Annotated in this window: 26 protein-coding genes; 16 read left to right on the forward strand and 10 right to left on the reverse strand. The window is 76.9% G+C overall.

Going from position 1 to position 25,952, the window contains the following annotated elements:
* Positions 1-48: 48 nt before the first annotated feature.
* Complete coding sequence (locus ACI79R_RS11825) at positions 49-579, forward strand: DUF6912 family protein (RefSeq protein WP_456573818.1); 531 nt, start codon at positions 49-51, stop codon at positions 577-579.
* A gap of 2 nt (positions 580-581) precedes the next feature.
* Here the strand turns inward: ACI79R_RS11825 and ACI79R_RS11830 are convergent, their stop codons facing one another.
* Positions 582-4,685, reverse strand: a complete 4,104-nt coding sequence (locus ACI79R_RS11830; protein ID WP_456573819.1) for an FtsK/SpoIIIE domain-containing protein — start codon at positions 4,683-4,685, stop codon at positions 582-584.
* A gap of 153 nt (positions 4,686-4,838) precedes the next feature.
* Between ACI79R_RS11830 and ACI79R_RS11835 the strand changes: the two genes are divergently transcribed.
* Positions 4,839-5,132 carry a WXG100 family type VII secretion target gene (locus tag ACI79R_RS11835; protein ID WP_456573820.1) on the forward strand — a complete coding sequence of 98 codons (294 nt, stop codon included), beginning with the start codon at positions 4,839-4,841 and terminating at the stop codon, positions 5,130-5,132.
* 15 nt (positions 5,133-5,147) lie between these two features.
* Here the strand turns inward: ACI79R_RS11835 and ACI79R_RS11840 are convergent, their stop codons facing one another.
* Both ACI79R_RS11840 and ACI79R_RS11845 read right to left on the reverse strand, forming a co-directional pair.
* The gene (locus tag ACI79R_RS11840; RefSeq protein ID WP_456573821.1) at positions 5,148-6,101 is read right to left on the reverse strand and encodes an MFS transporter permease; all 954 of its coding nucleotides are present in this window, start codon (positions 6,099-6,101) and stop codon (positions 5,148-5,150) included.
* Positions 6,098-6,586 (reverse strand): hypothetical protein, encoded by a 489-nt coding sequence (locus ACI79R_RS11845; RefSeq protein ID WP_456573822.1) that lies wholly within the window; start codon positions 6,584-6,586, stop codon positions 6,098-6,100. Before ACI79R_RS11845 ends, ACI79R_RS11840 begins: the two co-directional genes overlap by 4 nt.
* A 136-nt stretch (positions 6,587-6,722) precedes the next feature.
* Here ACI79R_RS11845 and ACI79R_RS11850 point away from each other — a divergent pair, with 136 nt between their 5' ends.
* Positions 6,723-7,232 carry a MaoC family dehydratase gene (locus ACI79R_RS11850; RefSeq protein WP_456573823.1) on the forward strand — a complete coding sequence of 170 codons (510 nt, stop codon included), beginning with the start codon at positions 6,723-6,725 and terminating at the stop codon, positions 7,230-7,232.
* Positions 7,233-7,266: 34 nt separating this feature from the next.
* On the opposite strand, the gene ACI79R_RS11855 is transcribed toward ACI79R_RS11850, so the two are convergent.
* Positions 7,267-7,683, reverse strand: a complete 417-nt coding sequence (locus ACI79R_RS11855; protein WP_456573824.1) for an NUDIX hydrolase — start codon at positions 7,681-7,683, stop codon at positions 7,267-7,269.
* Between the two features lie 78 nt (positions 7,684-7,761).
* Between ACI79R_RS11855 and ACI79R_RS11860 the strand changes: the two genes are divergently transcribed.
* The 4 genes from ACI79R_RS11860 to ACI79R_RS11875 all read left to right on the forward strand — a co-directional run bounded on the left by ACI79R_RS11860 (position 7,762) and on the right by ACI79R_RS11875 (position 10,225).
* Positions 7,762-8,385 (forward strand): DUF6758 family protein, encoded by a 624-nt coding sequence (locus ACI79R_RS11860; RefSeq protein ID WP_456573825.1) that lies wholly within the window; start codon positions 7,762-7,764, stop codon positions 8,383-8,385.
* Between the two features lie 133 nt (positions 8,386-8,518).
* Positions 8,519-8,677: a hypothetical protein gene (locus ACI79R_RS11865; protein WP_456573826.1), complete on the forward strand. Its 159-nt coding sequence runs from the start codon at positions 8,519-8,521 to the stop codon at positions 8,675-8,677.
* Between the two features lie 20 nt (positions 8,678-8,697).
* The gene (locus tag ACI79R_RS11870; protein ID WP_456573827.1) at positions 8,698-9,315 is read left to right on the forward strand and encodes a PH domain-containing protein; all 618 of its coding nucleotides are present in this window, start codon (positions 8,698-8,700) and stop codon (positions 9,313-9,315) included.
* 52 nt (positions 9,316-9,367) lie between these two features.
* Positions 9,368-10,225 (forward strand): PHP domain-containing protein, encoded by an 858-nt coding sequence (locus ACI79R_RS11875; protein ID WP_456573828.1) that lies wholly within the window; start codon positions 9,368-9,370, stop codon positions 10,223-10,225.
* A 12-nt stretch (positions 10,226-10,237) separates the two neighbouring features.
* Here the strand turns inward: ACI79R_RS11875 and ACI79R_RS11880 are convergent, their stop codons facing one another.
* The 4 genes from ACI79R_RS11880 to ACI79R_RS11895 form a co-directional block, all read right to left on the reverse strand.
* The gene (locus tag ACI79R_RS11880) at positions 10,238-11,107 is read right to left on the reverse strand and encodes an oxygenase MpaB family protein (RefSeq protein WP_456573829.1); all 870 of its coding nucleotides are present in this window, start codon (positions 11,105-11,107) and stop codon (positions 10,238-10,240) included.
* Complete coding sequence (locus ACI79R_RS11885) at positions 11,104-12,018, reverse strand: alpha/beta fold hydrolase (RefSeq protein ID WP_456573830.1); 915 nt, start codon at positions 12,016-12,018, stop codon at positions 11,104-11,106. The genes ACI79R_RS11880 and ACI79R_RS11885 overlap by 4 nt, the downstream gene beginning before the upstream one ends.
* 72 nt (positions 12,019-12,090) lie before the next feature.
* Positions 12,091-13,236 (reverse strand): PQQ-binding-like beta-propeller repeat protein, encoded by a 1,146-nt coding sequence (locus ACI79R_RS11890; protein WP_456573831.1) that lies wholly within the window; start codon positions 13,234-13,236, stop codon positions 12,091-12,093.
* Between the two features lie 11 nt (positions 13,237-13,247).
* Positions 13,248-14,993, reverse strand: coding sequence for a DEAD/DEAH box helicase (locus ACI79R_RS11895; protein WP_456573832.1), 1,746 nt, complete (start codon positions 14,991-14,993; stop codon positions 13,248-13,250).
* 231 nt (positions 14,994-15,224) lie between these two features.
* Here ACI79R_RS11895 and ACI79R_RS11900 point away from each other — a divergent pair, with 231 nt between their 5' ends.
* Positions 15,225-15,875 carry a ferritin-like fold-containing protein gene (locus ACI79R_RS11900; protein ID WP_456573833.1) on the forward strand — a complete coding sequence of 217 codons (651 nt, stop codon included), beginning with the start codon at positions 15,225-15,227 and terminating at the stop codon, positions 15,873-15,875.
* A 94-nt stretch (positions 15,876-15,969) separates the two neighbouring features.
* Here ACI79R_RS11900 and ACI79R_RS11905 read toward each other — a convergent pair whose 3' ends face one another.
* On the reverse strand, positions 15,970-16,206 hold the full coding sequence (locus ACI79R_RS11905) for a DUF3107 domain-containing protein (protein ID WP_456573834.1): 237 nt from the start codon (positions 16,204-16,206) through the stop codon (positions 15,970-15,972).
* Between the two features lie 102 nt (positions 16,207-16,308).
* Positions 16,309-16,959: a TetR/AcrR family transcriptional regulator gene (locus tag ACI79R_RS11910; protein ID WP_456573835.1), complete on the reverse strand. Its 651-nt coding sequence runs from the start codon at positions 16,957-16,959 to the stop codon at positions 16,309-16,311.
* A 71-nt stretch (positions 16,960-17,030) separates the two neighbouring features.
* On the opposite strand from ACI79R_RS11910, the gene ACI79R_RS11915 reads away from it, so the two are divergent.
* The 8 genes from ACI79R_RS11915 (at position 17,031) to ACI79R_RS11950 (ending at position 25,890) form a co-directional block, all read left to right on the forward strand.
* On the forward strand, positions 17,031-18,098 hold the full coding sequence (locus tag ACI79R_RS11915) for an alpha/beta fold hydrolase (protein ID WP_456573836.1): 1,068 nt from the start codon (positions 17,031-17,033) through the stop codon (positions 18,096-18,098).
* A 358-nt stretch (positions 18,099-18,456) separates the two neighbouring features.
* Positions 18,457-19,341 (forward strand): DUF3152 domain-containing protein, encoded by an 885-nt coding sequence (locus ACI79R_RS11920; RefSeq protein WP_456573837.1) that lies wholly within the window; start codon positions 18,457-18,459, stop codon positions 19,339-19,341.
* A 53-nt stretch (positions 19,342-19,394) separates the two neighbouring features.
* Positions 19,395-20,912: a hypothetical protein gene (locus ACI79R_RS11925; protein WP_456573838.1), complete on the forward strand. Its 1,518-nt coding sequence runs from the start codon at positions 19,395-19,397 to the stop codon at positions 20,910-20,912.
* 113 nt (positions 20,913-21,025) lie between these two features.
* On the forward strand, positions 21,026-21,925 hold the full coding sequence (locus ACI79R_RS11930; RefSeq protein WP_456573839.1) for an ATP-binding cassette domain-containing protein: 900 nt from the start codon (positions 21,026-21,028) through the stop codon (positions 21,923-21,925).
* The gene (locus ACI79R_RS11935) at positions 21,922-23,556 is read left to right on the forward strand and encodes an ABC transporter permease (RefSeq protein WP_456573840.1); all 1,635 of its coding nucleotides are present in this window, start codon (positions 21,922-21,924) and stop codon (positions 23,554-23,556) included. The genes ACI79R_RS11930 and ACI79R_RS11935 overlap by 4 nt, the downstream gene beginning before the upstream one ends.
* Positions 23,557-23,664: 108 nt before the next feature.
* Positions 23,665-24,825 carry an adenylyltransferase/sulfurtransferase MoeZ gene (gene moeZ, locus ACI79R_RS11940; RefSeq protein ID WP_456573841.1) on the forward strand — a complete coding sequence of 387 codons (1,161 nt, stop codon included), beginning with the start codon at positions 23,665-23,667 and terminating at the stop codon, positions 24,823-24,825.
* Between the two features lie 31 nt (positions 24,826-24,856).
* Positions 24,857-25,540 (forward strand): TIGR03086 family metal-binding protein, encoded by a 684-nt coding sequence (locus ACI79R_RS11945; RefSeq protein WP_456573842.1) that lies wholly within the window; start codon positions 24,857-24,859, stop codon positions 25,538-25,540.
* A complete protein-coding gene (locus tag ACI79R_RS11950) occupies positions 25,540-25,890 on the forward strand; it encodes an MGMT family protein (RefSeq protein ID WP_456573843.1) in 351 nt (116 codons plus the stop codon). Before ACI79R_RS11945 ends, ACI79R_RS11950 begins: the two co-directional genes overlap by 1 nt.
* Positions 25,891-25,952 lie beyond the last annotated feature (62 nt).

A 25,952-nucleotide genomic window follows, 5' to 3' on the forward strand; every position in this document is an offset into this window, starting at 1 on the left:
GACGCCGAGGCGCGGCAACGGCCGCGGGATACCGTCGTCGCTCCACCGATGGAGGGAGCGACCCGGGTGCGCGTGTACCTGCCGGCGACGACGAACGTGCTGCGGACCCTCGTGGACGAGGGCCGGCTGACCGGTCCGCTCACCGCCTTCGCCGTCACCCCGCCCCTCCGCGAGCACTACGCGGTCAGCGACGCCGAGGCCGACGTCGAGGAGCTCGAGTACGCGGCGCTCCTCGCCGCGGCCCGGGCCAGCCTCCGCCTGCTCGACCACGATCCGCTGGCCGCCCGCCGCCGGGCGGTGCTCGCTGCCGACGTCCCGGACGCCGGGGTGACCGTGCTGGACGAGCCGCACATCGACGCCGGGGCGGTGCGGGTTCCCGGCGATGTCCGGCTCGCCGACGTCGCCAGCGCGCACGTCGACGGCGCCGACGCCGAGGACGACGTGCGGGCGGCGGTCACCGTGGTGCTGGAGGCCGACCTCGGCAGCGAGGACGCCCAGTTCGTGGTCGACCAGGCCGAGGGGCACGAGCTGGCCTGGTACGCGACCCAGGAGATCGGGCCGCTGCTCGACCTGCTCTGACCTCACCGGGTGCGCCGGACCGAGACCTGCACGCGGACGGGCTCGCCGGCGGTCACCAGCCAGCCCGAGCCCGGCCGGGCCGGCAGCGCGGCGCGGGGCAGCCGGACGCCGATCACGTCGCCGTCGCCGGGGCCAGGACGCAGCAGCAGACCCGTCCGGCGCCGGCGCAGCGCGGCGACCGGACCGCGGTACGCGCCGGCCAGTTCGCCGGCAGTGCCCGCGGCCACGACCACCAGCCCGTCCGGCAGCTCCGCACCGGCCATCGCCGTGACGACCGGGCTCTCGGCGAGCGCCCCGGCGTCGTCGAGGACGACCACCGCCGGCTGGTCCCCGAGACCGGACAGCCACGCCTGCCACGCGGTGGTGTCCGAGGCGGCGAGCGCGACGGCGGGGGATCGGGGCCCGGAGCGCGGACCGCGCGTGACCGCGGCGACGGCGGCTCCTGCGGCGCGCAGGTGCGTGGCGAAGGCGGTCAGCGCGGCCGACCGGCCGCTGCCCGGTGGGCCGACGACCAGCAGGCCGCCCGTGCGCCGCAGGTCGACCGACAGCAGGCCGCCCTCGTCGCCGCCCGGCCCGACGGGGAGCAGGAGGCCGCCCCCGGGAACGGCGGGCAGCGAGAGCACCGGATCGGCGGGCAGCTCCACGATGCGCAGCGCGCCGCTGGGCGCCCCGGTCGCGTGCGCCGCGGCCGGCGGGCGCGGCAGCACCAGCTGGCACTCGCGGTCGTCGTCGCCGACCAGCGCCCGGCCGGGCGGGCGGTGCCCGGGCACGGCCCGCGGGGGGATGCCGGCGATGCCGTAGTCCGCGCGGTCGGGCAGCGGCAGGACCAGCCGCATTCCCGCGGCCGCCGCGAGCCGGCCCCCCGGCACGGCGCGGTCCGCGGTGAGCACGCAGGTCAGCCCGGCGGTGGTGCCGTCGCGCACCAGTCGCAGCAGCGCGGTGGAACCGCCGGGATCGGCGTCGTCGAGCGCGGCGAGGACGGCCTCCGCGCCGTCGACGAGGAGCAGCACGGGTGGCGTGCTGCGGCCGCGGCGGCGCCGCTCGGCCACCTCCCCGGTCAGCCGGGCGACCAGCCGGCCGGCGCGCAGCACCTCGTCGCTGCACAGCGCGGTGCCGGTGTGCGGCAGCCGCGCCGCCTCCGCGGCCAGTGCGCCACCACCGCCGTCCAGCACGTGGACGTGCAACCGGTCCGGCGCCAGCGTGCGGGCGGCCTCGCCGAGGACCGTGCGCAGCAGCCCCGACCGTCCACTGCCCGGGCCGCCAACGGCCAGCCAGCCGCCACCGGTGGCGAGGTCGACCTCGAGCGCTTCCTGGCTCTGCCGGTCGGGGCGGTCGACCAGGCCCAGGCGCAGCCGGGTCGATCCGGCCGGCGCCGGTGGACCCGCCACCGCCGCCAGCGTGTCGGCGGACAGCCGATCGGGCAGCTCCGGACACCACGGACGGTGCGGAGCCCGGACGCCCGACCGGATGGCGGCGTCGGCCAGGTCCGTGCACAGGCGCGCGAGGTCCGACGGGCCGCCCGTCGCCGCCGGCGTGGCCATGGCCGGACGTGGCGGCCAGGTCGCCCGCCGCACGCTCGGGCCGGGATCGGGGCCTGCCGCGGAGCCGCCCACGCGGGCCACCTGGAGGAGCACCGGCGCGGCCGAACCGGTGCGCAGGAACGCGCGCCCGGGCAGGTCCGGCGGCAGGCCGGCGGCGTGCGGGGTGCCCAGCACGTCCCGCGACTCCGCCTCGCCGGTGGTGCGCAGGCACAGGCGCAGGCTGCAGTTGGCGCGGATCTCCGGCGACACGACCCCGCCGGGGCGCTGCGTGGCGAGCACGAGGTGGATGCCGAGGGAGCGGCCCCGCTGGGCGATGGCGACCAGGCCCGACACGAATCCGGGCAGCTCCTCGGCCAGTCCCGCGAACTCGTCGACGACGATCACCAGCCGGGCCAGGTCGGTTCCCTCGTCCAGCGCGGCGATGTCGGCGACGCCCTCGGCGGCCAGCAGCGTCTCCCGCCGGGCGAGCTCGGCGGTGAGGGACCGCAGCGCGCGGGCCGTCGTCCGGGCGTCGAGGTCGGTGAGCAGGCCGACGGTGTGCGGCAGGCTCGCGGCCTCGGCGAAGGCGGCTCCGCCCTTGTAGTCGACGAGCAGGAACGAGCAGCGGTCCGGCGGGTGGTGCAGCGCCAGCCCGGCGACGAGCGCCTGCAGCAGCTCGGACTTCCCCGAGCCGGTCGTGCCGGCGACGAGGGCGTGCGGCCCGTCGCGGCAGAGGTCGACCGTGACGGTGCCGGTCACCGACTGCCCGAGGACGGCGGTCAGGCGGGTGCGCTCGCGGGACCAGCCGGCGCCCGGGCCCGCCGCCGGGGGCGCGAGGTCGGCCGCGAGGAGGTCGGTGAGGCGGACCTCACGGGGCAGCGCGCCGGACCGGCCGCCCGAGGTGAGCGGTGCGAGGTCCCGCGCGAGGGCGGCGGCGACGTCGGGGGTGACCCGGTCGAGCACGACGTCCGCCCGTTCCCCGTCGGACGCGGACCGGAGCGTGCCGGTGGTGGCCGTCGGGCCGGTCAGCTGCAGGGTGGCGCCCAGGGCCGGCGGCAGGTCCGGGACGGCGGCCGCCGTCACCAGCGGGACCACCCCCGACCGGCCCGCGTCCCGGAGCGCGGCCAGCAGGGCCGGCTCGGCGGGCCGGTCGAGGACCACGACCACGCGCTGACCCGGCAGCGCCCCGGCCGACCGCGCGGTGCGGTCGGTGAGCCGGGCGACGAGGGGGGCGTCGCCGGCGGGACCGCTCGACGGGAGCACGGCCGCGAGGTGGGGCAACCAGCGCAGCCATCGCCAGTCGGGCAGCCGGTCGGAGGTCGTGACGACGACCAGCTGCAGGTCGGCGGGTGGGAGGAGGGTGACCGCCTGGGCCAGGACGCCGGCCACCACGCCGAGCACCGGCTGCCGCGGGCCGGCCACTCCCAGCCCGGCGGGCGCGAGGTCGACGGTCAGGGGGAGGCCGGCAGCCGGCACGGGCGCGCGGCGGCCGTCGGGCCCGACGCGGGTCACGCGGGTGGCGCCGGGTGCCGTGCCGAGGCGGACGGTCAGCGCGTCGGGGTCGCCCGCCCGGCGCTGCCACAGGGGCTCGGTGCGCCGGTGGGCGGCGGAGAGCAGGACCCCCAGGTCGGGGCGTTCCGCCGCGGCCGCGCGCACGTCGGCCAGGACGGCCCGCTCGACGCGTGCCTCGGCCTCCGCGACGGCGGCCGCGTGCGCGGCGTCGTCCCGCCGGCTCCGCCGTCGGCCGGTCCACCGGTCCGACAGCCAGGTGCCGACCGCCACCAGCGGCCCGGTGAGCGCGAGGAGGAGGAAGGCGGGCGTGCGCAGCAGCCAGGCCACGAGGCACGCACCGACCGCGGGCAGGCACACGGCGATCCAGCCCAGCGGGCGGCGGGGAGGTGCCGCCGGTGCGGACGGCATCGGGATCTCCACCTCGCGACGGGGCACCGCGAGCCGGTCGCCGGGGCGGAGTTCGCGGCGCCCACCCGGTGCCGGCGCCGTCGTCAGGCGGAGCGCGGAGGGGCCGCGCAGGGTGAGCGCCGAGGCACCGAGGCGCACGGTCGCGCCCTCGGGCCACGGCCGGCCGGCGCCTTCCAGCGGCCGGCCGTCCAGGGTCGTCCCGTTGCGCGCACCCAGGTCGGCCACCGTGACCGCGCTCCCGCCGACCTCCACGGCGGCGTGCCGCCGGGAGACGCCCGGATCGTCGAGCGCGAGGTCGGCTCCGCTCCCGCGGCCGACGACGTGCCGGCCCCGGTCGAGCGGCAGGATGCGGCCGGCGTCGGGCCCACCGGTCACGTGCAGGGACAACGCGCTGCCGGGCCCGCCGCCGGAGCGCGGGCCGGGACGGCCCCAGCCGAGGACGGCGCCGTGCCGCAGCGGCGGCGCACCGAGCGGCAGGTCGTCGGCCAGCCGGTCGGAGCCCGACCACACCTCCCCGGCGGGCAGGCCCAACTGGCTGGTCAGGGCGGCGACCACCTGCCCGAGCCGGACGTCGTCGGCCGCGCCGACCTCCACCTCGACGGTGCCCTCCGCCGCCACGAGCGTCCAGCAGCGCGGCGGGGTGGAGCGAGAGGAGGAGGCGGTCACGCGCCGATCGTCGGGGCGCCCGGCCGTCGGCAGGCACCGCCGGGCGCACCTGTGGACGGCGCCCCCGGTTGTGGACGGACGACGGCGCGGCGACGCACGACCGCTCTACCGTCCGCCGCACCCCGGGAGGGACCCGGGCCGACAGGAGGACCCGTGAAGGTCGACATCGCCACCCTGCAGGCACTGGCCGGCCGCTGCCGCGCCGAGGCCGGCGAGACCGCCGCCCGGCAGGCGGCGCTCTCCAGCAGCGTGAACACCTCGGTGCTGGAGGGCTGGACCGACAGCCAGGCCGCGCTCCGCTTCATGGAGCTCTACGAGCAGTGGCGCACCGCGGCGCAGGGCGTCTCCGACGCCCTGACCGGCATGGGCGGGCTGCTGTCCCAGGTCGCGGACTCCTACGCCCAGCACGAGGCGGACATGGCCGCCCGCATCGGGGCGCTGCTGTGAGCTGCCGTCCTCCGGTCAGGCGCGGGCCGGTGCGCCCTCCGCCGGGGCCGGTCCGGCCCGGCGTCGCGCGCGGGGCCCTCGCAGCCGGTCGCGGAGCTCGGGCACCCGTTCCCACGGCAGGATCGACAGGATCGCCACGCAGTGGGGGAGGAAGACGATGGTCACGCCCGCGTAGACCATCAGGTGGAAGCCGATCAGGAAGACCACCAGCGCCACCCGGGCCCGGTCGCGCCAGACCAGCAGCATCAGCGGTGCCAGCGCCTCCAGGATGATCATGACCCACTGCATGGTCACGAGCAGCCACGGGAACTCGAGCATCCACTCCGACAGCGGGGTGCCCCGGCGGATGACCGCGCGGGCCAGCGTCGCGCCGGTCGGCCAGTCCCAGCCGCCGAACCGGACCTTCGCCCAGGCGGCCAGGAAGTAGGTGAGCATCACCGCGACCAGCACCGCGGCCATGGCGAAGCCGGCGGCCTCCGAGCGGCGGCGGTCGCGCCAGCGGGCGGCGCCCACGGTCGGCAGCACGGCCAGGAGCACCAGGAAGGCGATCCGGTCGTGGTCCACCTTCCCGTAGCTCATCGCGATGATCATCCACTCGAAGTAGAGGAGGAACACCGCGGTGCCGAGGACGCGGGGCGCCCGCCCGGTCGCCGCCAGGGCGGCGGTGACCAGCAGCGCCCACTGCACGACGTGCACCACGGTGGACGTCGGCGTCGGCAGGTTCAGCACCTTGCCGATGGTCAGCGGCGCGTACCACTCGGTCGGGACGTCGGCGTGCGCCTTCACCCAGGCCGTGGTCAGCCACACGTCGACCCAGATGAACAGGTAGGCGAGGGTGCGCATGACCGCGATCCGGGTCAGCGGCACCGGCCGGAACCACCAGCCGGCGACCGCGCCGAGCCCGCGGCGGGAGGTGGGGGAGGTCGGCGCGCCCGCGGCGTCCGGCTCGGAGGAGGTCGCGCGGCTCACGGGGTGCCCTCCAGGTCGAAGTCGACGACGACCGTGTCGGTGTAGTCGCCGGTGCGCTGCCCGTCCGCCAGCTCGAAGCGGCGGTGGACCACCTGCACCTCGACCAGCGGCTCGGCGTCCGGGTGCCGCTCGGCGTAGGCGTCGGCGATCAGGCCGAGCAGCTCGGGGTGCTCGCGCATGCGCGGCAACTGGCCCTCGAACTCCGCGCGGCGCAGGCCCACCTCACCACCGGAGAGCCGGACCTCCTCGCCCGCCGCGGTCAGCCCCACGACGCGCGTGGAGATGACCGGCGTGTTCGGGTCGTTGCGGGTGGAGTACATGCGGAACGGGCCGAAGGGGAACTCGGAGTCGTCGCCCCAGACGGTCCCGGCCATGATCAGGAGGAACACGACGGCGGTGACGAGCAGGCGCGCCCAGCGCGAGGCGCGCGAGAGGCGGACGACCTCCGTGCCGCCGAGGCTCTCCTCCGCAGAGAGCTGTGACACCAGCGCATCGTAGGATCGGCGCCCATCCAGATGGGTCACCGACGTGCGCGGGCGCCCGGCACACCGCGCTCCGCCGGTGGACCGCTGTCCCGTGCGTCCCGGTGCCCCCACCAGCACCGTCGCCGGGAGGACGCAGATGCAGTTCGGTCGCTACTACGAGGAGTTCGAGGTCGGGGCCGTCTACAAGCACTGGCCCGGGAAGACCGTCACCGAGTACGACGACCACCTGTTCTGCCTCATCACGATGAACCACCACCCGCTGCACATGGACGCGCACTACGCGGCGGAGACCACCGACTTCGGCAAGAACGTCGTCGTCGGCAACTACATCTACTCGCTGCTGCTCGGCATGAGCGTCCCCGACGTGTCGGGCAAGGCCATCGCCAACCTGGAGATCGAGTCGCTGCGGCACGTCGCGCCGACCTTCCACGGCGACACCATCTACGGCGAGACGACGGTCCTCGACAAGACCGAGTCCAGGTCCAAGGACGACCGCGGGATCGTCTCCGTCGAGACCATCGGCTACAAGCAGGACGGCACCGTCGTCTGCATCTTCCGCCGCAAGGTCATGGTGCCCAAGCGCTCCTACGGGGAGGCCCGCGGCGGCGAGCAGCCCGGCCGCCCGGAGCCCGCGCGCCGTTCCTGACGCCGCCGGTCGGCGGGAGGGGATGCCGCCGGGGTCAGCCCGGCAGCACGCCCCACCCGCCGAGGGTCGCCAGCAGGCCCGGTGTGCAGGAGAGCCCGGCGAGCGTGGCGGCGTCGACGAACGCGACGTCGTCGGCGTCGTCCCCGGCCACCGGCTTCGGCCGGTCGTCGGCCAGGGTGCACGCCAGGTCGACGACGTCGTACTCCACGCCGCGCCCCGGGATCCGCACCCGGCCCACCGGCTCGCCGGCCCGCACGCGCAGGCCGGTCTCCTCGAGCACCTCGCGCTCCACGGCCGCGGCGAGGGTCTCGCCGGGCTCCACCCGGCCGCCGGGCACCGACCACAGCCCGCGGCCGGGCTCGGTGCCGCGGCGGATCATCAGCAGCCGGCCGGCCGCGTCGTGCACCACGGCACCGACGCAGGCGACGACGGGCACGGCGGCATCGGGCACGCCCGGAGGCTAACCAGGGCCCGGCCGCTCCCGCCGCTGCGCTTGACGAACATCTCCGGTCACAGGACGGTGAACCCGATGTCTGCCTCCCCGGTCTGCCCCCGCTGCGGCGAGCACCTCACCGTCCGCCCGGGGAGCGCAGGCCAGGCGTGGTGCCACGTGCACGGAGCGGTCACGCCGCTGCACCACACCGTCGTCATCGCCCACGACGCGATCGCCGCCGTCTGCGCCGACGCCCGGGTGCCGGCCTGGGTGCCCGATCCCGTGCCGCCGGGCTGGGCGGTCACGGGCATCGCCTGGGGCGGGGAGCCCGGCGCGCGGGCGATCGTCGTCGACTGCGGCGGTCCCGCACCCCTGGGCGGCTCGGCCGAGCTGGTGCTCGTCGCCGAGGAGCCGGGCACCGGGGTCGGCTGCGGCTACGCGGGCCTGCCCGGTCTCGACCCCGGCGACGTCATCTCCGGCCCCGCCTCCACCGAGCTGGAGGCCGCCGGCCAGCACACGCCGCTGTGGGCGGTGCCCACCACCGACGACCGCGCGGCCTTCGTCGGGGAGGCCTACGGCGTCTGGCTCTGGCTGGTCATGTGGCCGATGTCGGCGGCGTGGCTGCTCGCCGAGCAGCTCGAACTGCTCGACCTGCGCGACCGGCTCTATCCCGACCTGCCGCTCGGGCCGCCGGGCGAGCACCTGCTCCCCGGCCGATAGCAACGACTCGGTCACCTGCGGCGTGTCCCCGGCTGGGGGCCGTGGGATCCGTGTTACCCATGGGACTCGGTCCGGCCGGGCCGACCGGAGCGGACCCCCGCCCGGCCCTGGGAACGCACCCGTGGAGGTGGCGGTGAACCTGAAGAAGGTCATCACCTGGCTGGTCGTCGCCTTCGTGGTGTTCTACGTCATCCAGGCGCCGGAGTCGTCGGCCGAGCTGGTCCGCAGCGCCGGCGAGGCGCTCGGCGACGCCGCCTCCTCGCTGGCCTCCTTCGTCGGGTCCCTGGTCTAGGCGCCCACCTCCAGGCCCACGTGACCCGCCCGTCCGCCGGCCAGCGCCCCGAGCGCTGGCGCAAGGACGCCGCGAAGTACCTCCTCCCGCAGGAGCACCCGCCGGTCATCGCCACCCGGCGGCACTGGGCGGTGCTCATCGCCCCCGCCCTCAAGGCGCTGCCGGTGCTCGCGGTCGGCGTGTGGCTGCTGCAGCTGGCGCCGGAGAACCGGGTCAGCAGCACCGCCGGGCTGCTCGTGCTCGCCGGGGCACTGGGCTTCCTCGCCCTGCGGGCCGGGGAGTGGTGGATGCGGCACTTCATCGTCACCAACCGCCGCGTGCTGCTGACCAGCGGGATCGTCGTGCGCACCGTCGCGCTGCTGCCGCTGCGGCGGATCACCGACCTGACCTGGAAGGAGACGCTGCTGGGCCAGCTGCTGGGCTACGGCACGTTCCGCTTCGAGTCGGCCGGGCAGCAGCAGGCGCTGTCGGAGATCACCTTCCTGCCGCACGCGGACCTGCTGTACCGGCAGGTCAGCCAGCTGCTGTTCGGCGGGGACGGCGTCGAGGAGAACCCCGAGGACGAGGGCGGCATCGAGCCGGTCGCAGACCGCAGGGGCGACACCCAGCCCATCCCGCGGCCACCCTCCCCGGCGTGAGCGCGAGCCGCCGCCGGGTGGGCCGGCCCGGCGTGCGGCAGGCTGGCTGCTGATGCGGATCGACCTCCACACCCACTCGTCGGTGTCCGACGGCACCGAGACCCCCGCCCAGCTGCTGGCGGGGGCGCGCGCCGCCGGGCTCGACGTCGTGGCGCTGACCGACCACGACACCACCGCCGGCTGGGCGGCCGCCGCGGCGGCGCGGCCCGCGGGGCTCACGCTGGTGCCGGGCATGGAGCTGTCCTGCCGGTGGTTCCCCGCCGGCGACAAGCCGATCAGCGTCCACCTGCTGGCCTACCTGTTCGACCCCGACCACCCCGGCCTGGCCGACGAGCGGGCCCGGCTCCGCGACGAACGCCTGGGGCGCGGCGAGCGCATCGTCGCCGCGCTGGCCGCGGCCGGCTACCCGGTCGAGTGGGCGCGCATCGTCGAGGCCTCGCAGGGCGGCGTCGTCGGCCGGCCGCACGTGGCACGGGCGCTGGTGCAGGCCGGCGTCGTCGCCACCGTGGACGAGGCCTTCGCCGGCCTGCTGCACCACTCCAGCCCGTACTACCTGGCCAAGGCCGACACCGAGGTCCGCGAGGCGATCGCCCTGGTCCGCGCGGCGGGCGGGGTGCCGGTGTTCGCGCACGGGCTGGCCACCAAGCGCGGCCGCGTGGTGGGCGACGACGCGATCGCGGCCATGGCCGAGGCCGGGCTGCTGGGCCTGGAGGTCGACCACCCCGACCACGACGAGACCGAGCGCGAGCACCTGCGCGGGCTGGCGGCCGACCTCGGCCTGCTGGTCACCGGGTCCAGCGACTACCACGGCACCAACAAGACGACGCCGATCGCGGCCTGCACCACCGACCCCGCCCAGTTCGAGGCGCTGGTCGACGCCGGCACCGGCTGCGCACCGATCGGCGACTGACCGGGGCCGCGCTCAGGCGCTGACCGGCACCGCCTGCGCCACCCGCTCGAACCCCGCCCGCACGATCGGTGACTGCCGGGCGCGGGCCGGCAGCGCGAGCATGCCCGACCGGAACGCGCGCAGCGCCGCGGTGGCCGCGGGGTCGGTGACGCCGAAGCCCGGCAGCGAGTACATCTGCCGCGCCCAGCGGGGGAGCGTCGCCGCGGCGAGCGAGGCGAGGGTGCCCCAGGCCGGGCGGGCCGGCGTCAGGAACCGCACCCAGGCCGGCATCGGCGGGGTGACGACCAGCTTCCAGGCGTCGCGGGCGGCCGGCGTGACCGCCAGCTCGGGCCGCATCCGCGCCAGGTAGGCGGCCAGCCCGGCGGCGTCCCGCGGGACGTCGTCCTCCGCGGCGCCCACCAGGACGGCGGCGGTGACCTGCTCGGCGACGTAGCGGTCGGCGTCCCGGGCGTCGACGACGCCGGCCCGCCGGGCGACGTCGAGCAGCGAGTCGACCTCGCAGCAGTGCACCCACAGCAGCAGGTCGGGGTCGTCGACGCGGTAGGCGCGGCCGGTGGCCGGGTCCTCGGAGGCCTTGCCGCGGTGGATGCCGCGCACCCGCCGGACCGCCCGCATCGCCTCGCGCCGGGTGCCGAAGGTCAGGGTGTCGACGTAGGCGGCGGTGCGCGCCAGCCGCGGCCACGGATCGGTGCGGAAGCCCTCGGAGAACGTGGCGACGCCGTCCATCGCGACCGGGTGCAGCGCCTGCAGCAGCAGCGCCCGCAGCCCGCCCACGGAGAAGACCGGATCGGCGTGCACCCGCCAGCTCACGCTGTCGGGCCCGAAGAAGCCGAGGAGGTCCTCCTCGGGCGTCCAGTCCCGCGCCGAGGGCCGGCCGGTCATGCCGCGCCCACCGCCGACCAGAAGGACAGGAGCACCTCGAGGGTGCGCTCCGGGTTCTCGATGGCGGGGGAGTGGATGGACGCCTCGATCACCTCGTGGCGGGCGCCGAGCCGGCGCGCCATGTCCGCCTGCGACTCCGGCGTCCAGGCGTCGTCGGCCACGCCGTGCGCGACCAGGACCGGCACGCCGGTGGCGGCCAGCTCGGCGACCCGGTCGGGCTCGGTGGTCATCGCGTCGGCCATGCCGCGCAGCCCGGCGGCGCTGTTGGCCAGGAACCGGCGGGAGAGGAAGGCGCGCGTCTCGGCCGGCACGCGCTGCGCGCGGGGATCGGTCATCGCCAGCTGCTCGAGCGTCTCGTGCACGAGCGGCACGCCGCCGGCCTCGAGCAGGGGGCCGAGGTGGTCCAGCAGCTCCACGCGCGGGCCGACCAGCTTCGCCGGGCCCGAGCCCAGCAGCGTCAGCGAGCGGAACGCGCCCGGGTCGGCGAGGACGGCGGCACGGGCCACCAGACCGCCGAAGCTGTGCCCGAGCAGGTGCGGCGTGCCGGTCTCCTCGCACAGCACCCGGGCCACGGCCACGAGGTCCGCGCCCAGCTCGGGCACGGTGTAGGCGGCGGGGTCGTCGGGGCCGGGGGACTCGTACTGGCCGCGCTGGTCGATGGCCACGACGCGGTAGCCGGCGCCGCACAGCGGAGCCAGCAGCGGGGCGAAGTCCTCCTTGCTGCCGGTGTAGCCGGCCACCATGAGGACGGTGCCGTTCTCGCCGTCGCCCCCGGTGTCCAGGGCGGTCAGCGGGCCGGCGCCGCCGGCGAAGCTGCGGTGCCGGGCGTCGTGGTCGGCGAGCTGGCGGAGGTCGTCGGGAGCGATGGCGACCGCGGAGGCGCGGTCACCGGGGCCACCGGGCATCACCATGCGGCGCCCCGCGGAGCAGAGGTGTGCATGTCCTCCAGTCAACCTCGCGGCGGCGGTCCGCGCCGCTCCGGGTCAGCGGGCGGCGGACACCCGGTCGGGCAGCGCGGTGAGCACCAGCGGGCCGAGCACCGCCGTCCGGATCCCGTCCGGGAGGGGGCCGGTGGCCGCTCGGGCCAGCTCGGCCCCGGTGAGCGGATCGCGCTGCACGAACGCGCCCTCCTCGGGCACCCAGACCTGCGCCTTGCCGGCCAGCAGGTCGACCGAGGTGGTCACCGCCGGGACACCGAGCGCCGGCACCGACCAGCGCACCGCGCCGCCGTCGTGGGCCAGCGCCCAGAGCGTGCCGCTGGCCCAGACGAAGGTGGTGTCGCCCGTGGCGGCGGTCAGCGCGGCGACGCCGTCGTCCTCGCCGGGCGGCAGGTCGAGCGTCTGCACAGGGGCGCCGGTCGCGCCGTCGAACACCTGCACCTGATCCCCGGCGACGACGGTGACCAGGTCGTCGACGCCGGCCAGGGTCACCGCGCCGCCGGCGACGTCGCGGGTCCACGACTCCTCGCCGGACAGCCGCTGCAGCAGCCGCAGCCGCGGGGCGGGCGCGTCGGCGCAGCTCTCCAGCAGCACCACCCCGGCCGAGCCGACGGCGGAGTCCTCGATCCGGCAGCCCTCCCCGGCCGCGGCCCGCCAGCGCAGCGTGTCGCCGATCGGGTCGAACGTGGTCACGCCGGTGGGCGCCGTGGCGAGCACCGTGCCGGAGGTGCTGGTGAGCGTGATGTCCGGCCGGAGGGAGGTGTTGCGGGTCCACTGCCGGACTCCGGTGCCGGCGTCGAGCGCGACGGCCTCGTCGCAGCGGTCCTCGGTGGCGAAGACGGCGACCACCCGGTCGTCGACGGCGGTGAGGTCGCACAGCCGCGCGTTGGACCGGGTGTAGTGCCAGGCCTCCTCGCCGGAGACCGCGTCGAGTGCCCGCACCCCGTGCTCGACGGCCAGCACCACGCGGCCGGCCTGCACGAACCTCCGCGGCACCTCGGCCGCGTCCACCGTCCACCGTTCGGAGACGGCACCGGCCGGCGTCCCGTCGGGGACGTCGGCCGGTGCCGCGGTCGTGCTCTCGGTGGCGGCGGCGTCCGAGCCGCGCCACAGCAGGGCGGCGAGGACGGCGAGCGCCACGGTGGCCGCCGTCCAGACCCACACCCGCAGCGGCGGGCGGCGCGGTCGCACCGTGCCGCTGGTTACGCGGCGGACTCGGACCCGCGGCCGGAGCCGCGGCGCCGCCGGCGACGGCGCGGCTTGGCCGCCCCGCCCTCGCCCTCGGCCCCGCCCTCGGCCGCCGGCGCGGCGGCCGACTCGACCGGAGCGCCCTCGCCGGAGGACTCCCCGGCCCCGCTGCGGGTGCGGCGGCGCGGCCGGCTCTTGCCCGAGCGCGCGGGCGCCTCGGCCGGCTCCTCGGTGCGGCCGGGGCCGCGGCCGCCACCGGCGGGACGGTTGCGCTTGCCGGTCTCGCCGAGGTCCTCGAGCTCCTCGGCGTCCAGCCCCTCGCGGGTGCGCTGCGAGCGCGGCAGCCGGCCTTTGGCGCCCTCGGGCACGTCGAGGTCGGTGTAGACCCACGGGGAGGTGGAGTAGGTCTCCGGCGGGTCGGCGAAGTCGAGGTCGAGCGCCTTGTTGATCAGCTGCCAGCGCGGGATGTCGTCCCAGTCGACCAGCGTCACCGCCACGCCCTGGGCGCCGGCGCGGCCGGTGCGGCCGATCCGGTGCACGTAGGTCTTCTCGTCCTCGGGGCACTGGTAGTTCACGACGTGGCTGACGCCGGTGACGTCGATGCCGCGGGCGGCGACGTCGGTGGCGACCAGGACGTCGACCTTGCCGCTGCGGAACGCGCGCAGCGCCTGCTCGCGGGCGCCCTGGCCGAGGTCGCCGTGCACCGCGGCGGCGGCGAAGCCGCGCTCGACGAGCTCGTCGGCGACCTTCTGCGCGGTGCGCTTGGTGCGGCAGAACACCATGACCAGCCCGCGGTCGCGGGCCTGCAGCACCCGGGAGAGCAGCTCGGGCTTGTCCAGGTTGTGGGCCCGGTAGATGAACTGCGTGGTCTGCGGGACCGTCGAGCCCTCGTCGTTGCCGTGCGCCCGGATGTGGGTCGGCTGGGTCATGAACGACCGCGACAGGGTGACGATCGGGCCGGGCATCGTCGCGGAGAACAGCATCGTCTGGCGCTGGTCGGGGACCATGCCCAGGATCCGCTCGATGTCGGGCAGGAAGCCCAGGTCGAGCATCTCGTCGGCCTCGTCCAGGACGAGCACGCGCACCTTGCCCAGGATCAGGTCGCCCCGCTGGGCCAGGTCGAGCAGCCGCCCGGGCGTGCCGACGACGACCTCGACGCCCTTCTGCAGCGCCTCCACCTGCGGCTCGAACGCGCGGCCGCCGTAGATGGCCTGCACGCGGATGCCGCGCTTGGCGCCCGCGGTGGCCAGGTCGCGCGAGACCTGCACGCACAGCTCACGGGTGGGGACGACGACCAGCGCCTGCGGGACGCCGTCGGAGCCCTCCGCCGGCGGGGTGACCCGCTGCAGCAGCGGCACGCCGAAGCCGAGGGTCTTGCCGGTGCCCGTGCGGGCCTGGCCGATCAGGTCGTTGCCGGCCAGCGCCAGCGGGAGCGTGAGCTCCTGGATGGCGAAGGTGCGGGTGATCCCGGCCTCGGCCAGCGCGGCCACGATGTCGGGGTGCACGTCGAAGTCGCTGAACAGCGGGCTGTCGGAGGCGACCGGGGCGCCGCCCAGCTCCTCGACCTGCGACTCGATCTCCTCGGGCGCGGGCGCGCCGGTCTCGGCGTGCTCCAGCTCGGGGGTGGTGGGGGTGTTCTCGGTGGAGGTCAGTTCACTCGCCTCTGGTCTGCTGGGGGAGCGGGGGCGACGGACGTCGCTCCGGGCCGCTCCGCGGTCGGGTGTCGCGGGATGTCGTTCCAGCGCCGACGCGGCCAGCAAGACCGGGCGTCCAGGGGGACCCGCCCGGGAGACTGCCCCCGAGCCCGGATCCCGGGCCGCGGAGGGCGTCGTCCAGCGGTGTCAGCGCACAAGGACAAGCGAGCCTGGCGGCTCACCGATTCCCATGGTAGCGCGTCGACCGGTTAGCCTCCCTGCGCCGCCGCCGGGAGACGGCCCGGATGACCCGTCCGGGGGAGGGGGCGGGGACGCCCCGAGCAGCGAGGAGAGCCCGTGACCGCGGTCGACCCCCGAGCCGTCGTCGACCTCCTGGGGGTCCTCGCGTACGCCGAGCTGACCGCCTTCGACCGGCTCGCCGAGGACGCCCGGCTGGCCCCCACGCTCACCGGTCGCGCCGCGCTGGCCCGCATGGCGGCCGCCGAGATCGGCCACCACGGCCGGCTGACCGCGCGCATCGTCGAACTCGGCGCCGACCCCGCGGAGGCCATGGCGCCGTTCGTGCCCGCGCTCGACGCCTTCCACGAGAGCACCCGCCCGCGCACCTGGCTGGAGGGCCTGGTCAAGGCCTACGTCGGCGACGGGCTGGCCAGCGACTTCTACCGCGAGGTCGCGACCTTCCTCCCCGAGCCCGACCGCGGGCTGATCCTCGAGGTGCTCGCCGACACCGGGCACGCGGAGTTCGCCGTCCGCGAGGTGCGCGCGGCGATCGCCGAGCACCGCACCGTCGCCGGCCGGCTCGCCCTCTGGGGACGGCGGCTGGTGGGTGAGGCGATCACCCAGTCGCAGGCGGTCATCGCCCAGCGCGAGGAGCTCGCGGAGCTGATCATGACCGGCACCGGCGACCTGACCGGGATCGGCCGGCTGGTCGAGCGGATCACCGGCGCGCACACGCAGCGGATGAAGGCGCTCGGGCTCAACCCCTGACATCGTCGGCCCACCGGCCGACACCGCGGCCGGATGCCGAGACGCCGACGGGGCGCCCCTGCGATGCAGGAGCGCCCCGTCGGGGAGTCGCGGATCAGACGCCGGCGATGAAACCCACCCGGCGCTGGTCGGCCTGGGCGATCTCCACGTAGGCGATCCGGTCGACCGGCACCAGGACCCGCCGGCCCCGCTCGTCGACCAGGGTCAGCAGGCCGTCCTTGGTCGCGCCGGACATGGCCGCGGCCACGTCGGCCGCGATCTCGTCGGGCGTCTTGGGGCTGTCGATGACCAGCTCCCGGGGGGAGTGTTGGACACCGATCTTGACTTCCACGGCGGATGCCTCCTCGAGTTGCGCGGCTGTCGTCCACGCTAGTCCAGCGGGGGACCGCCGGGGCGGTCGTGCGGATGCGCCGACAGCGAACGCGACCGCTGGTCAGGCGGGCGGGCCGTCGCCGCTCTCGATCCGGGGGAAGCCCGACATGCCGCGCCAGGCCAGCGCGGACATGAACGTGACCGCCTCGTCGCGGGCGACGTTGCCCTTGCTGGCCAGCCACCACCGGGCGCTGGTCTCGGCCAGCCCCGTCAAGCCGGAGGCCAGCAGCAGCGCGCGCTCGGCGTCGGCGCCGGTCTCGGCGGCGATGACCTCGGCGATCGCCTCCACGCACGCGCGGGTGCCGCGGTCGACCAGCCCGCGGACGTCGTCGTCGTTGCGCAGGTCGGACTCGAACACCAGCCGGAAGGCCTCGCCCTCGGCGTCGATGAAGTCGAAGTAGGCACCGACGGCGCCGTCCACGCGGGTGCGGTTGTCGTCGGTACCGGCCATGGCCGCGCGCACCCGGTCGGTCAGCTCGGTGACCTGCAGCTCCAGCAGGGCCAGGTACAGCTCCCGCTTGCCGGGGAAGTGCTGGTAGAGCACCGGCTTGCTGACCCCGGCCCGGTCGGCGATCTCGTCCATCGCCGCGGCGTGGAAGCCCTGGGCGACGAAGACCTCCTGCGCGGCCTGCAGCAACTGCAGCCGTCGGGCCCCGCGCGGGAGGCGGGACGTGCGGCGGGCCGGCGCTTGGCCGGAACGGGGCAGTGGCATGGCGGGCCAGATGTTACCGGCGGGTCACCAGAGCGCGCGCCCCGACGGGAGGCGGTACTACCGTCGCGCGGGTGTCCCGCTCCGCCGTCCCCTCCGCGCCGGCCGGGGGAGCCGCGCCGTCCGGTCCGCGACCGGGCGTCCCCGCACCGCGCGCCGCCGTCCCGTCCGACACCCCGCTGCCCGGCCTGGACACCGCGTCGCCGCCGTGGCCCGGCGAGCAGGTCCCGGTGCGCGGCGGCAGCGTCTTCGTCCGGCGGACGCCGTGGCGCGGCCCGGTCGACGGCGACGGGGACGGCGCCCCCCGCGAGCGCGCCCTCTACGTCCACGGCCTCGGCGGCGCCTCCACCAACTGGACCGACCTGGCCGCGCTGCTCGCCGTCCGCTTCGACGGCTGGGCGCTGGACCTGCCGGGCTTCGGCCGCAGCAACCCGCCGGCCCGCGGCTCCTACTCCATCCGCGGCCACGTGCAGGCGGTCGTCGACGTCCTGGAGCGGATCGTCGCCGAGCCCGGCGAGGCGGCCGGGCGGCCGGTCCACCTGCTCGGCAACTCCCTCGGCGGGCTGGTCAGCGTGATGGTCGCGGCCCGCCGTCCGGACCTGGTCGCGACGCTGACCCTGGTGTCCCCGGCGATGCCGGTCTACCGGGTGCCCCGGGCGTTCAGCCCCGCGCTGCTGCTGCTCCTGCTGCCCGGCGTGCCCTCCATCGCCGAGCGCCGGCTGGCCGGCGTGACCCCCGAGCAGCAGGTCCGCGGCATGGTGCAGATGTGCTTCGGGGACCCGTCACGGGTGCCGCGCGAGCGCATGCAGCAGGCGCTGGAGGAGATGCGCGAGCGGTCGGAGCAGGCCTGGGCCGGCCGGGCGCTGGCCCGCAGCATGCGCGGGCTGATGACCTCCTACCTGCGGATCGGGCCGGCCAACGCCTGGCGGATGGCCCGCTCGCTGCGGCCGCCGACGCTCGTGCTCTGGGGGGACCGCGACCGGCTGGTCGACCCGGCGCTCGCCCCCCGGCTCACGGCGGTGGTGCCCGACTCCCGGCTGCTGGTGCTCGAGGGCGTCGGGCACGTGGCGATGCTCGAGGTGCCCGAGCTGACCGCCCGCGCGGTGCTGGGGATGGTCGAGGAGGCCGCGTCCCGGGATTGACGCTGCGTGCCCGGCCGGACACGCCCCGCCTGCCACCGGCTGCTCCACCGGGGTCGCCGTCCGTGAGAACCTGACCGGAGACGGCGGGCCGACCGGCCCGCGGCCGGCGGGGGGCCGGCCCGACACCAGACCGGCGGGAGGTCGGCCCGTGGCAGGACCGCCGGCCGGCGGCAGGTCCGGGGACCGCCCTCGCGTACCGCCCGCCGCAGCGCGCCCGCCGCTCCCGCGCGACGTCCGCCGGCCCGTCGCGGGCGCGCGTCCCCCCGTGCGCGAGCCGTCCACCGCGCCCCGGGCGGCGGTCCGACCGCCGCGCGCCGAGGTGCGCGCCCCCCGGCGTCCGGCTCCGGCGGCTCCGCTGGTGGCCCGTCCCGCCGCCGAGCTCCGCGACCCCGCCGCCCCGGGGCGCACCCCGCCGGCGCGGCCGGCCGGGCGGATCCGCCGGTTCGTCCTCCGCTACGGATGGCGGGCCTACGCGATCCCGCTGCTGACGATCGCCACGCTGCTCACGCTCGTCGACCTCGCCCGCACCGGGGTGGACGGCGGCGCGACCAGCACCGCCGGCGCCACGGCGGCGGCGAGCTCGGCGGCGCCGGAGGTCGCCGAGGGCGAGGGCGCGCCGGCCGACGTGACGGCGCCGGCTCCCGGCAGCAGCGCCGAGGTGGAGTCCGCGCCCCCGCCGGTCGCCGTCGAGACCGCGCCCACGTACGTCGAGCGGGGCGGCGGCAGCGTGACCGTGGTGCCCGGCACGTCGCAGGTCTACGGCAGCGGGCCGCTGCGCCGGTTCGTCGTGGAGGTCGAGGACGGCATCGGCGTGGACGGCACGGCGTTCGCCGCCGCGGTCGAGGCGACGCTGGGCGATCCCCGCTCGTGGGGCAGCGGCGGCCGGATGTCCTTCCAGCGGGTCGGCGTCGAGGAGGAGGCCGCCGGCGCCTTCGACTTCAAGGTCACCCTGATCAGCCCCGGCAACATGGAGACCTACTGCCCGGGCGTGGGCACCGGCGGCTACACCTCCTGCCGGTACGGCGACCGCGCGGTCATCAACCTGGCCCGCTGGGAGACCGCCGTCCCCGACTACCAGGGCGACATCGCGACCTACCGGCAGTACGTGGTCAACCACGAGGTCGGCCACGCGCTGGGCAACGGCCACCAGCCCTGCCCCGGCGCCGGCCAGCTGGCGCCGGTCATGCAGCAGCAGACGCTCGGCCTCGACGGCTGCGTCAAGAACGCCTGGCCCTTCCCCTGACGCGGCGCCTCTCCCGGCCCGCGACCGCGCGCGGGCACGGCTAGCCTCGCCCGGTGATCGGCCGCCCCCCGCATCCGTTCGACCTCCGCTTCGCCGAGCTGACCCGGCACCGGCCGGTCGCCCTCCTGTCGCCGCTCGTCGAGGTCGACCGCGAGGGGCCGCTGCCGGAGGGCGCCGGCCCGCTGCCGCTCGCTCCCGGCCCGCGGGCGCCCTTCGCCGCCGTCGTCGTGGACGTCGTCCGTGCCGACGACGGCGGCGGCGTCGACTGCGGCCTGGCCGGGCCGGCCGGAGCCGTGCTCGCCCGCCACCGCGACGGGCGGGTGCGGCTCGAGGTGGCCGCCGGTGCGGGCGGGCCCGTGGTCGTCGCCGAGGGTGACGCCGGCACCGGCACCGGTGCCCCGTTCCGGCTGGCCTGCGTGGTCAACGAGAACCGGGTCGTCGCGCTCGTCGCGCCCGCCGGCACCGAGGAGTGGCGGCCGGTCGCCTGGGAGCGGGAGCGCGTCGCCGCCGTCCTCGACCTGCGCGACCCCGCCGTCCTCGCCGGGCTGTCCTACGCCGCCGGCGTCACCGGCCCGGCGGAGACCGGTCGGGTGCGGGCCGGGTACTCCGGTGCGGTCGGGCTGCGCGATCCCCAGCTCGTGCGCCATCCCGACGGCCGTCCGGTGGTCCGGGACGGCAAGGCCTACCTCACGCTGACCAACGCCGGCCTGGGGTTCTTCCAGCAGGCGCACTGGGGCGTCTGGACCCTCGACCTCGCCGATCCCGGGCGGCTGGAGCAGGTCGGCGCGCTGTTCTCCGAGCGCGACGGGCTGGTGCTCGGTGACCACGCCGGCTGCGTGGTCTGGGACGAGGAGCGGGCCCGGTACACCGTGATGGTGTCGTCGTGGGGCGACCACGACCCCGAGCGCGGCACCCACGTCCGCGTCGCGGTCGGCGACGAGCGCGAGCTGCTCGCCGGGGTGCACGTGCTGCGCACCGAGCGGCTGGAGCTGCCGACGGAGGTCAGCGCCTGGGACCCGTCGCTGGCCCGGGTCGGCGACCGGTGGCTGCTGGCCTTCACCGAGTGCCCGTCGTTCGGGCCGCCGCGCTACGTCTTCCACCCCGCGCTGGCCGAGACCCGGGACGCCGACCCCACCCGCGGCCTGCGGCTGGTGGGCGCCGACGCCGCGCTCGAGCAGACCGAGGGCACGCTGCTGCAGCGGTTCGGCGACGACTGGTACCTGCTGGCCAGCGACCGCGACGCCGCCGAGTACCCGGTGTACGACACCGCGATGCGGCGGGTGCGCAGCCTGGTCGCGCCCTACGGGACGAACATCCCGCACCCGCTGCTGGTGCGGCCCGGGCCGGACCGCCCGGAGGCCTGGTGGATGGTCACCTTCGACGGGACGGCGTGGCACGAGGAGGCGCTCGGCTACGGCACCCACGGTGACCTGCTGGTCCTCGGCGGCACGCCGCCGGCGCCGCGGGAGCGGCTGGAGGCTCTCGCCCGCGGTGCGGCCCGGCGGCTGCCGCCCGGGGTCAGGGCGGGGCTGCGGTCGCTCGCGGGACGGCGGGGCGCGCCGCCGTCCTGAACGTCGCGGCGACGGAGGCCCTGCGGGCGGGGCCCCGGGTCTAGGCTGCTCCGCGGTGCGCCGGGAAGCCTGGTCGGCAGTCGTGTCCGCGACTCCCCGGGGAGGGCTCCACCATGACCGCCACCGCCGTCCGCGCCTGCGAGCTGACCAAGCGCTTCGGGTCCACCCTCGCCGTCGACGGCCTGTCCCTCGACGTGCCGGCCGGTGAGGTCTTCGGCTTCCTCGGCCCCAACGGTGCCGGCAAGTCCACGACGATCCGCATGCTGCTGGGGCTGATCCGGCCCAGCTCGGGCACGGCCGAGATCCTCGGCCACCCCGCGGAGGACGTGGAGACGGCGCACCGGTCGCTCGCCTACGTCCCGGCCGACGTCGCACTCTGGCCGGCGCTCACCGGCCAGGAGTGCCTGGACCTGCTCGCCGGCGTGGGGCCCGGCACGGACCTGCCCTACCGCGCGGAGCTCGTCGAGCGGTTCGGTCTCGATCCGCGCAAGCGGGCCCGCGCGTACTCGACCGGCAACCGGCAGAAGGTGGCGCTCGTGGCGGCGTTCGCCACGCGCGCGCCGCTGCTCGTCCTCGACGAGCCCACCAGCGGCCTGGACCCGCTGATGGAGCGCGAGTTCCGGCGCTGCATCACCGAGGCCGCCGAGCGGGGGCAGACGGTGTTCCTCAGCTCCCACCAGCTCGCCGAGGTGGACGCCGTGTGCACCCGCGTCGCCATCCTGCGCCAGGGGCGGCTGGTGGAGGTGGCCGGCCTGGAGGCGCTGCGCCGGCTGCGCCGCTCGGAGGTGGTCGTCGAGCTGGACCGGCCGGCTCCGGAGCTCCGCGGGCTCGCCGACCTGCCCGGGGTGACCGAGGTGCGGTGGGTCTCCGACGTCCGGCTCGCGCTGGCCCTGACGGGGCCCCCGGGCCCCGTGCTGCGGGCGCTCGGTGCGGCCGACGTCGCGCGGCTCGAGGTCCGCGAGCCGACCCTCGAGGAGATCTTCCTCGACTACTACGGCGAGGTGCGGCGGTGACCAGCCGGACGGCGGCCCCGCCGCAGGCACCGGTCGCCGGCCCACCTGCTCCGGTGCGCGGGCCGCTGCGCCTCCTCCTGCGGCTGGTCCGCCGGGGAACCCTCGTCGTGACCGCGGTCTGCGGGGTGCTCGTCGCGTTCGTCGCCGCCGAGTACCGCGACACCTTCCAGGGCACGGTGACGGCCGGCTCCCTGACCGCGCTCGCCGACAACCCGGCCATCCGCACGCTGTTCGGCCCGGCGCGGGCGCTCGACGACGCCGGCGGCTTCACGGTCTGGCGCACCGGCACGGTGCTGGCGGTCCTCGTCGGCGTGTGGGCGGCGCTCACCGCCACCCGGGTCACCCGCGGTGAGGAGGAGGCCGGCCGGACGGACCTCCTGCTGGCCGGCCGGGTGCGCGCCGGTGCGCTCGCCCGGCGTCAGCTCGCCGGCGTCCTGGGTGCGGCGGTGCTGCCGGGGCTCGCCGTGTCCGCCGGCGCGCTGCTGGCCGGGACGGCGACCGCCGGGTCGCTCCTCTTCGGTGCCGTCGTCGCGGGGGCCGGCCTGACCGGCGCAGCCGTGGGCGGCCTGGCCGCCCAGCTCGTCGCCGAGCGGCGGGCGGCGTCCGGGCTGGCCGTCGGGGTCGTCCTGGCGGGCCTGCTGCTGCGCATGGTCGGCGACGGCGTCGACTCCCTCGCGTGGCTGCGCTGGGCGAGCCCGTTCGGACTGCTGAGCACCGTGGCGCCCTACGCCGCCGACCGGGCGGCGCCGCTGGCGGTGCTCGCCGTGCTCGCCGCGGCCCCCGCCCTGGCCGCCGTCGTGCTCGCCGACCGGCGGGACGTCGGCGCCGGCGTGCTCCACGCGCGGGACGCCGTCCGCGCGCCGAGCCGGCTGGTGGGGAGCCTTCCCGGCCTGGCGGTGCACCGGATCCGCCGCCCGGTGCTCACCTGGGCGCTCGGCATCGGGGCCTACTTCCTGCTCATCGGGCTGCTGGCGACGGCGATGCTGGACTTCCTCCGCGACAACGCCCAGTTCGCGCGGCTCGCGGTGCAGGCCGGGTTCGCCGAGCTCGGGTCGGTCCAGGGCTACGCGTCCTCGCTGTTCTCCGTGCTCGCCGTCCCGATCGGGGCGTTCGCGGCCGGGCGGATCGCGGCCGGCGCCGCGGAGGAGGTGGCCGGGCGCCAGGTGCTGCTGTACTCGCTGCCCGTCGGGCGGTCGCGGTGGCTTCGCACCGAGGCGCTGGCGGTGGCGCTGGGCTGCGGCGTGCTCGCGGTGGTCGCCGGGCTGGCCACGTGGGCGGGCGCGGCGTGGGTGGACGCCGGGCTGACCCCGGGGCAGGCGCTGGCCGGCGCGGCGAACGTCGTCCCCGTCGCCCTGGTGTGCCTGGGCGCGGCGGTGTTCGCCCTGGGGTGGGCGCCGGCGGCGGTGCTGCCGATCGGCGTGCTGCCCGCCGCGGGCGGGTACCTGCTGCTGGTCCTCGCGGACACGTTCGGCTGGCCGGACGCCGTCCGCGCGCTGTCGCCGTTCGCGCACCTCGCGAAGGTGCCGGCCGAGGCGCCGGACTGGGCCGGGACGGCCGGCATGCTCGCCGTCGCGGTGGCCCTCGGGCTGGCCGGGCTGGCCGGTTACCGCCGGCGGGACCTGCGGGGCTGAGGGCCGGCGCGCGTCCCCGGATCGGTCGGGAAGAGAGCGGGGTGTCACGCTGTTATGCGCACGAACGCCGGCCCCCCGGGGCCGCTGTCCGCGACCTGAGGAGCAAGCGTGTCCCTGCCACCCCTGGTGGAGCCCGCCGCCGACCTGTCCATCGACGAGGTCCGCCGCTACAGCCGCCACCTGATCATCCCCGACGTCGGGATGGACGGGCAGAAGCGGCTGAAGAACGCCAAGGTGCTCGCCGTCGGCGCCGGTGGGCTCGGTTCCCCGGTGCTCATGTACCTGGCCGCCGCCGGTGTGGGCACGCTCGGCATCGTCGAGTTCGACGTGGTCGACGAGTCCAACCTGCAGCGGCAGATCATCCACGGCGCGTCCGACGTCGGCCGCTCGAAGGCCGAGAGCGCGCGGGACTCCATCAAGGAGATCAACCCCTACGTCGACGTCCGGCTGCACGAGACCCGCCTGGACAGCGACAACGTGCTGGACATCTTCAGCCAGTACGACCTCATCGTCGACGGCACCGACAACTTCGCCACGCGCTACCTGGTCAACGACGCGTGCGTGCTGCTGGGCAAGCCCTACGTCTGGGGCTCGATCTACCGGTTCGACGGCCAGGTCTCGGTCTTCTGGAACGAGCACGGCCCGAACTACCGCGACCTGTACCCGGTGCCCCCGCCGCCGGGGATGGTGCCCTCCTGCGCCGAGGGCGGCGTGCTGGGCGTGCTCTGCGCGACCATCGGCGCCATCCAGGCCACCGAGGCGGTCAAGCTCATCACCGGCATCGGCGAGACGCTGCTCGGCCGGCTGATGGTCTACGACGCCCTGGAGATGACCTTCCGCACCATCAAGGTGCGCAAGGACCCCGAGGGCGAGCCGATCACCGGCCTCATCGACTACGAGACCTTCTGCGGCGTCGTCTCCACCGAGGCGCAGGAGGCGGCCGCGGGCGCGACGATCACCGTCGACGAGCTCAAGGACATGATGGACGCCGGCAAGGACTTCGAGCTGATCGACGTCCGGGAGCCCAACGAGTACGAGATCGTGTCGATCCCCGGCGCCAAGCTCATCCCCAAGGACGAGCTGCTCTCGGGCCGGGCGCTGTCGCAGCTGCCGCAGGACAAGCCGATCGTGCTGCACTGCAAGACCGGCGTCCGGTCGGCCGAGGTGCTCGCCGCGATCAAGAACGCCGGGTTCAAGGACGCCGTGCACGTGCAGGGCGGCGTGACGGCCTGGGCGACCCGCATCGACAAGGCGCTCCCGACCTACTGAGAGAGGGCCCCGTCCCGAGGACGGGGCCGCGATGTCAGGCCCCACCTCCCGCACGGGAGGTGGGGCCTTCGTCGTGTCGGCGGGCTGGGCGCGGTTCACTGGGGAGGTGCCCGACCGCGACGCCGCCGAGCTGCTGGAGCTGCTCCAGCGCGCCCAGAACGCCTTCACCGACCGGGTCGACGCCGTCGAGGCGGGCCAGTGGGACGACGAGGCGCTGCCGGGCTGGACCGTCGCCGACCTCGTCGCCCACCTGGTGCACGAGGCCCGGCGGGTGCCCCGGCTGCTGGCCGGCGAGCCCGCCGACCCGGCCTCGCTGCAGGGACCCGCGCCGAGCGGGCGAGGCGTGGGGGGCAGCGGGGTCCTCCTCCTGGGCGGCGACCCGCTCGCGGCCTGGGAGGACGCCGCGGACGGCGCGCTGACCGCGGTCGCGCTGCACGGCGACCTCGACGGCACGGTGGCGCTCGACGGCGGGCCGGTGCCCGTGCGGGCCTGGCTGACCCGGCTCACCGCCGACCTGACCGTGCACGCCTGGGACCTCGCCCGCGCCACCGGGGGCGACGAGCGGCTGGACCCGGCCCTGCTGGCCGCCGCGGCGCGGGCCGCGGAACTGCTGCCGCCCGGCGGGGTGCCGGGTGCCTTCGGCCCCGCCGTCGACGTGCCGGCCGGCGCGCCGGAGCAGGTGCGCGTGCTGGCCCGGTTCGGCCGCCGGGCCTGATGGAGGACCCCTCCGCCCCCCGGGCCCCGCAGGCCCGCCCCGGGCCCCTGCGGAGCGGCCACACCGATCCGGCCGACGTCGACGAGGCGGTCTACGACGCGGTCGAGGGGATCCCGCCGGGCCGGGTGAGCACCTACGGCGCCATCGGCCGGCTGGTCGGCGTGGGGCCGCGGCGGGTGGCGCGGGCGCTGGCCCAGGGTGGGGGAGCGGTGCCCTGGCACCGGGTGGTGCGCGCCGACGGCACGGCGGCCGAGCCGGTCCGCGTCCGGCAGCTGGCCCTGCTGGCGGCCGAGGGCGTCCCGGTGCGGAACGGTCGGGTCGACCTGCGCGCGGTCGGCTGGCCGGACTGAGGGAGGGTCCACCCCCGGGCTGACCTGCGGCTCCCGATGATCATCCCGCCGGCCGACGCGGC

It is taken from the genome of Blastococcus sp. SYSU D00820, assembly GCF_054050695.1.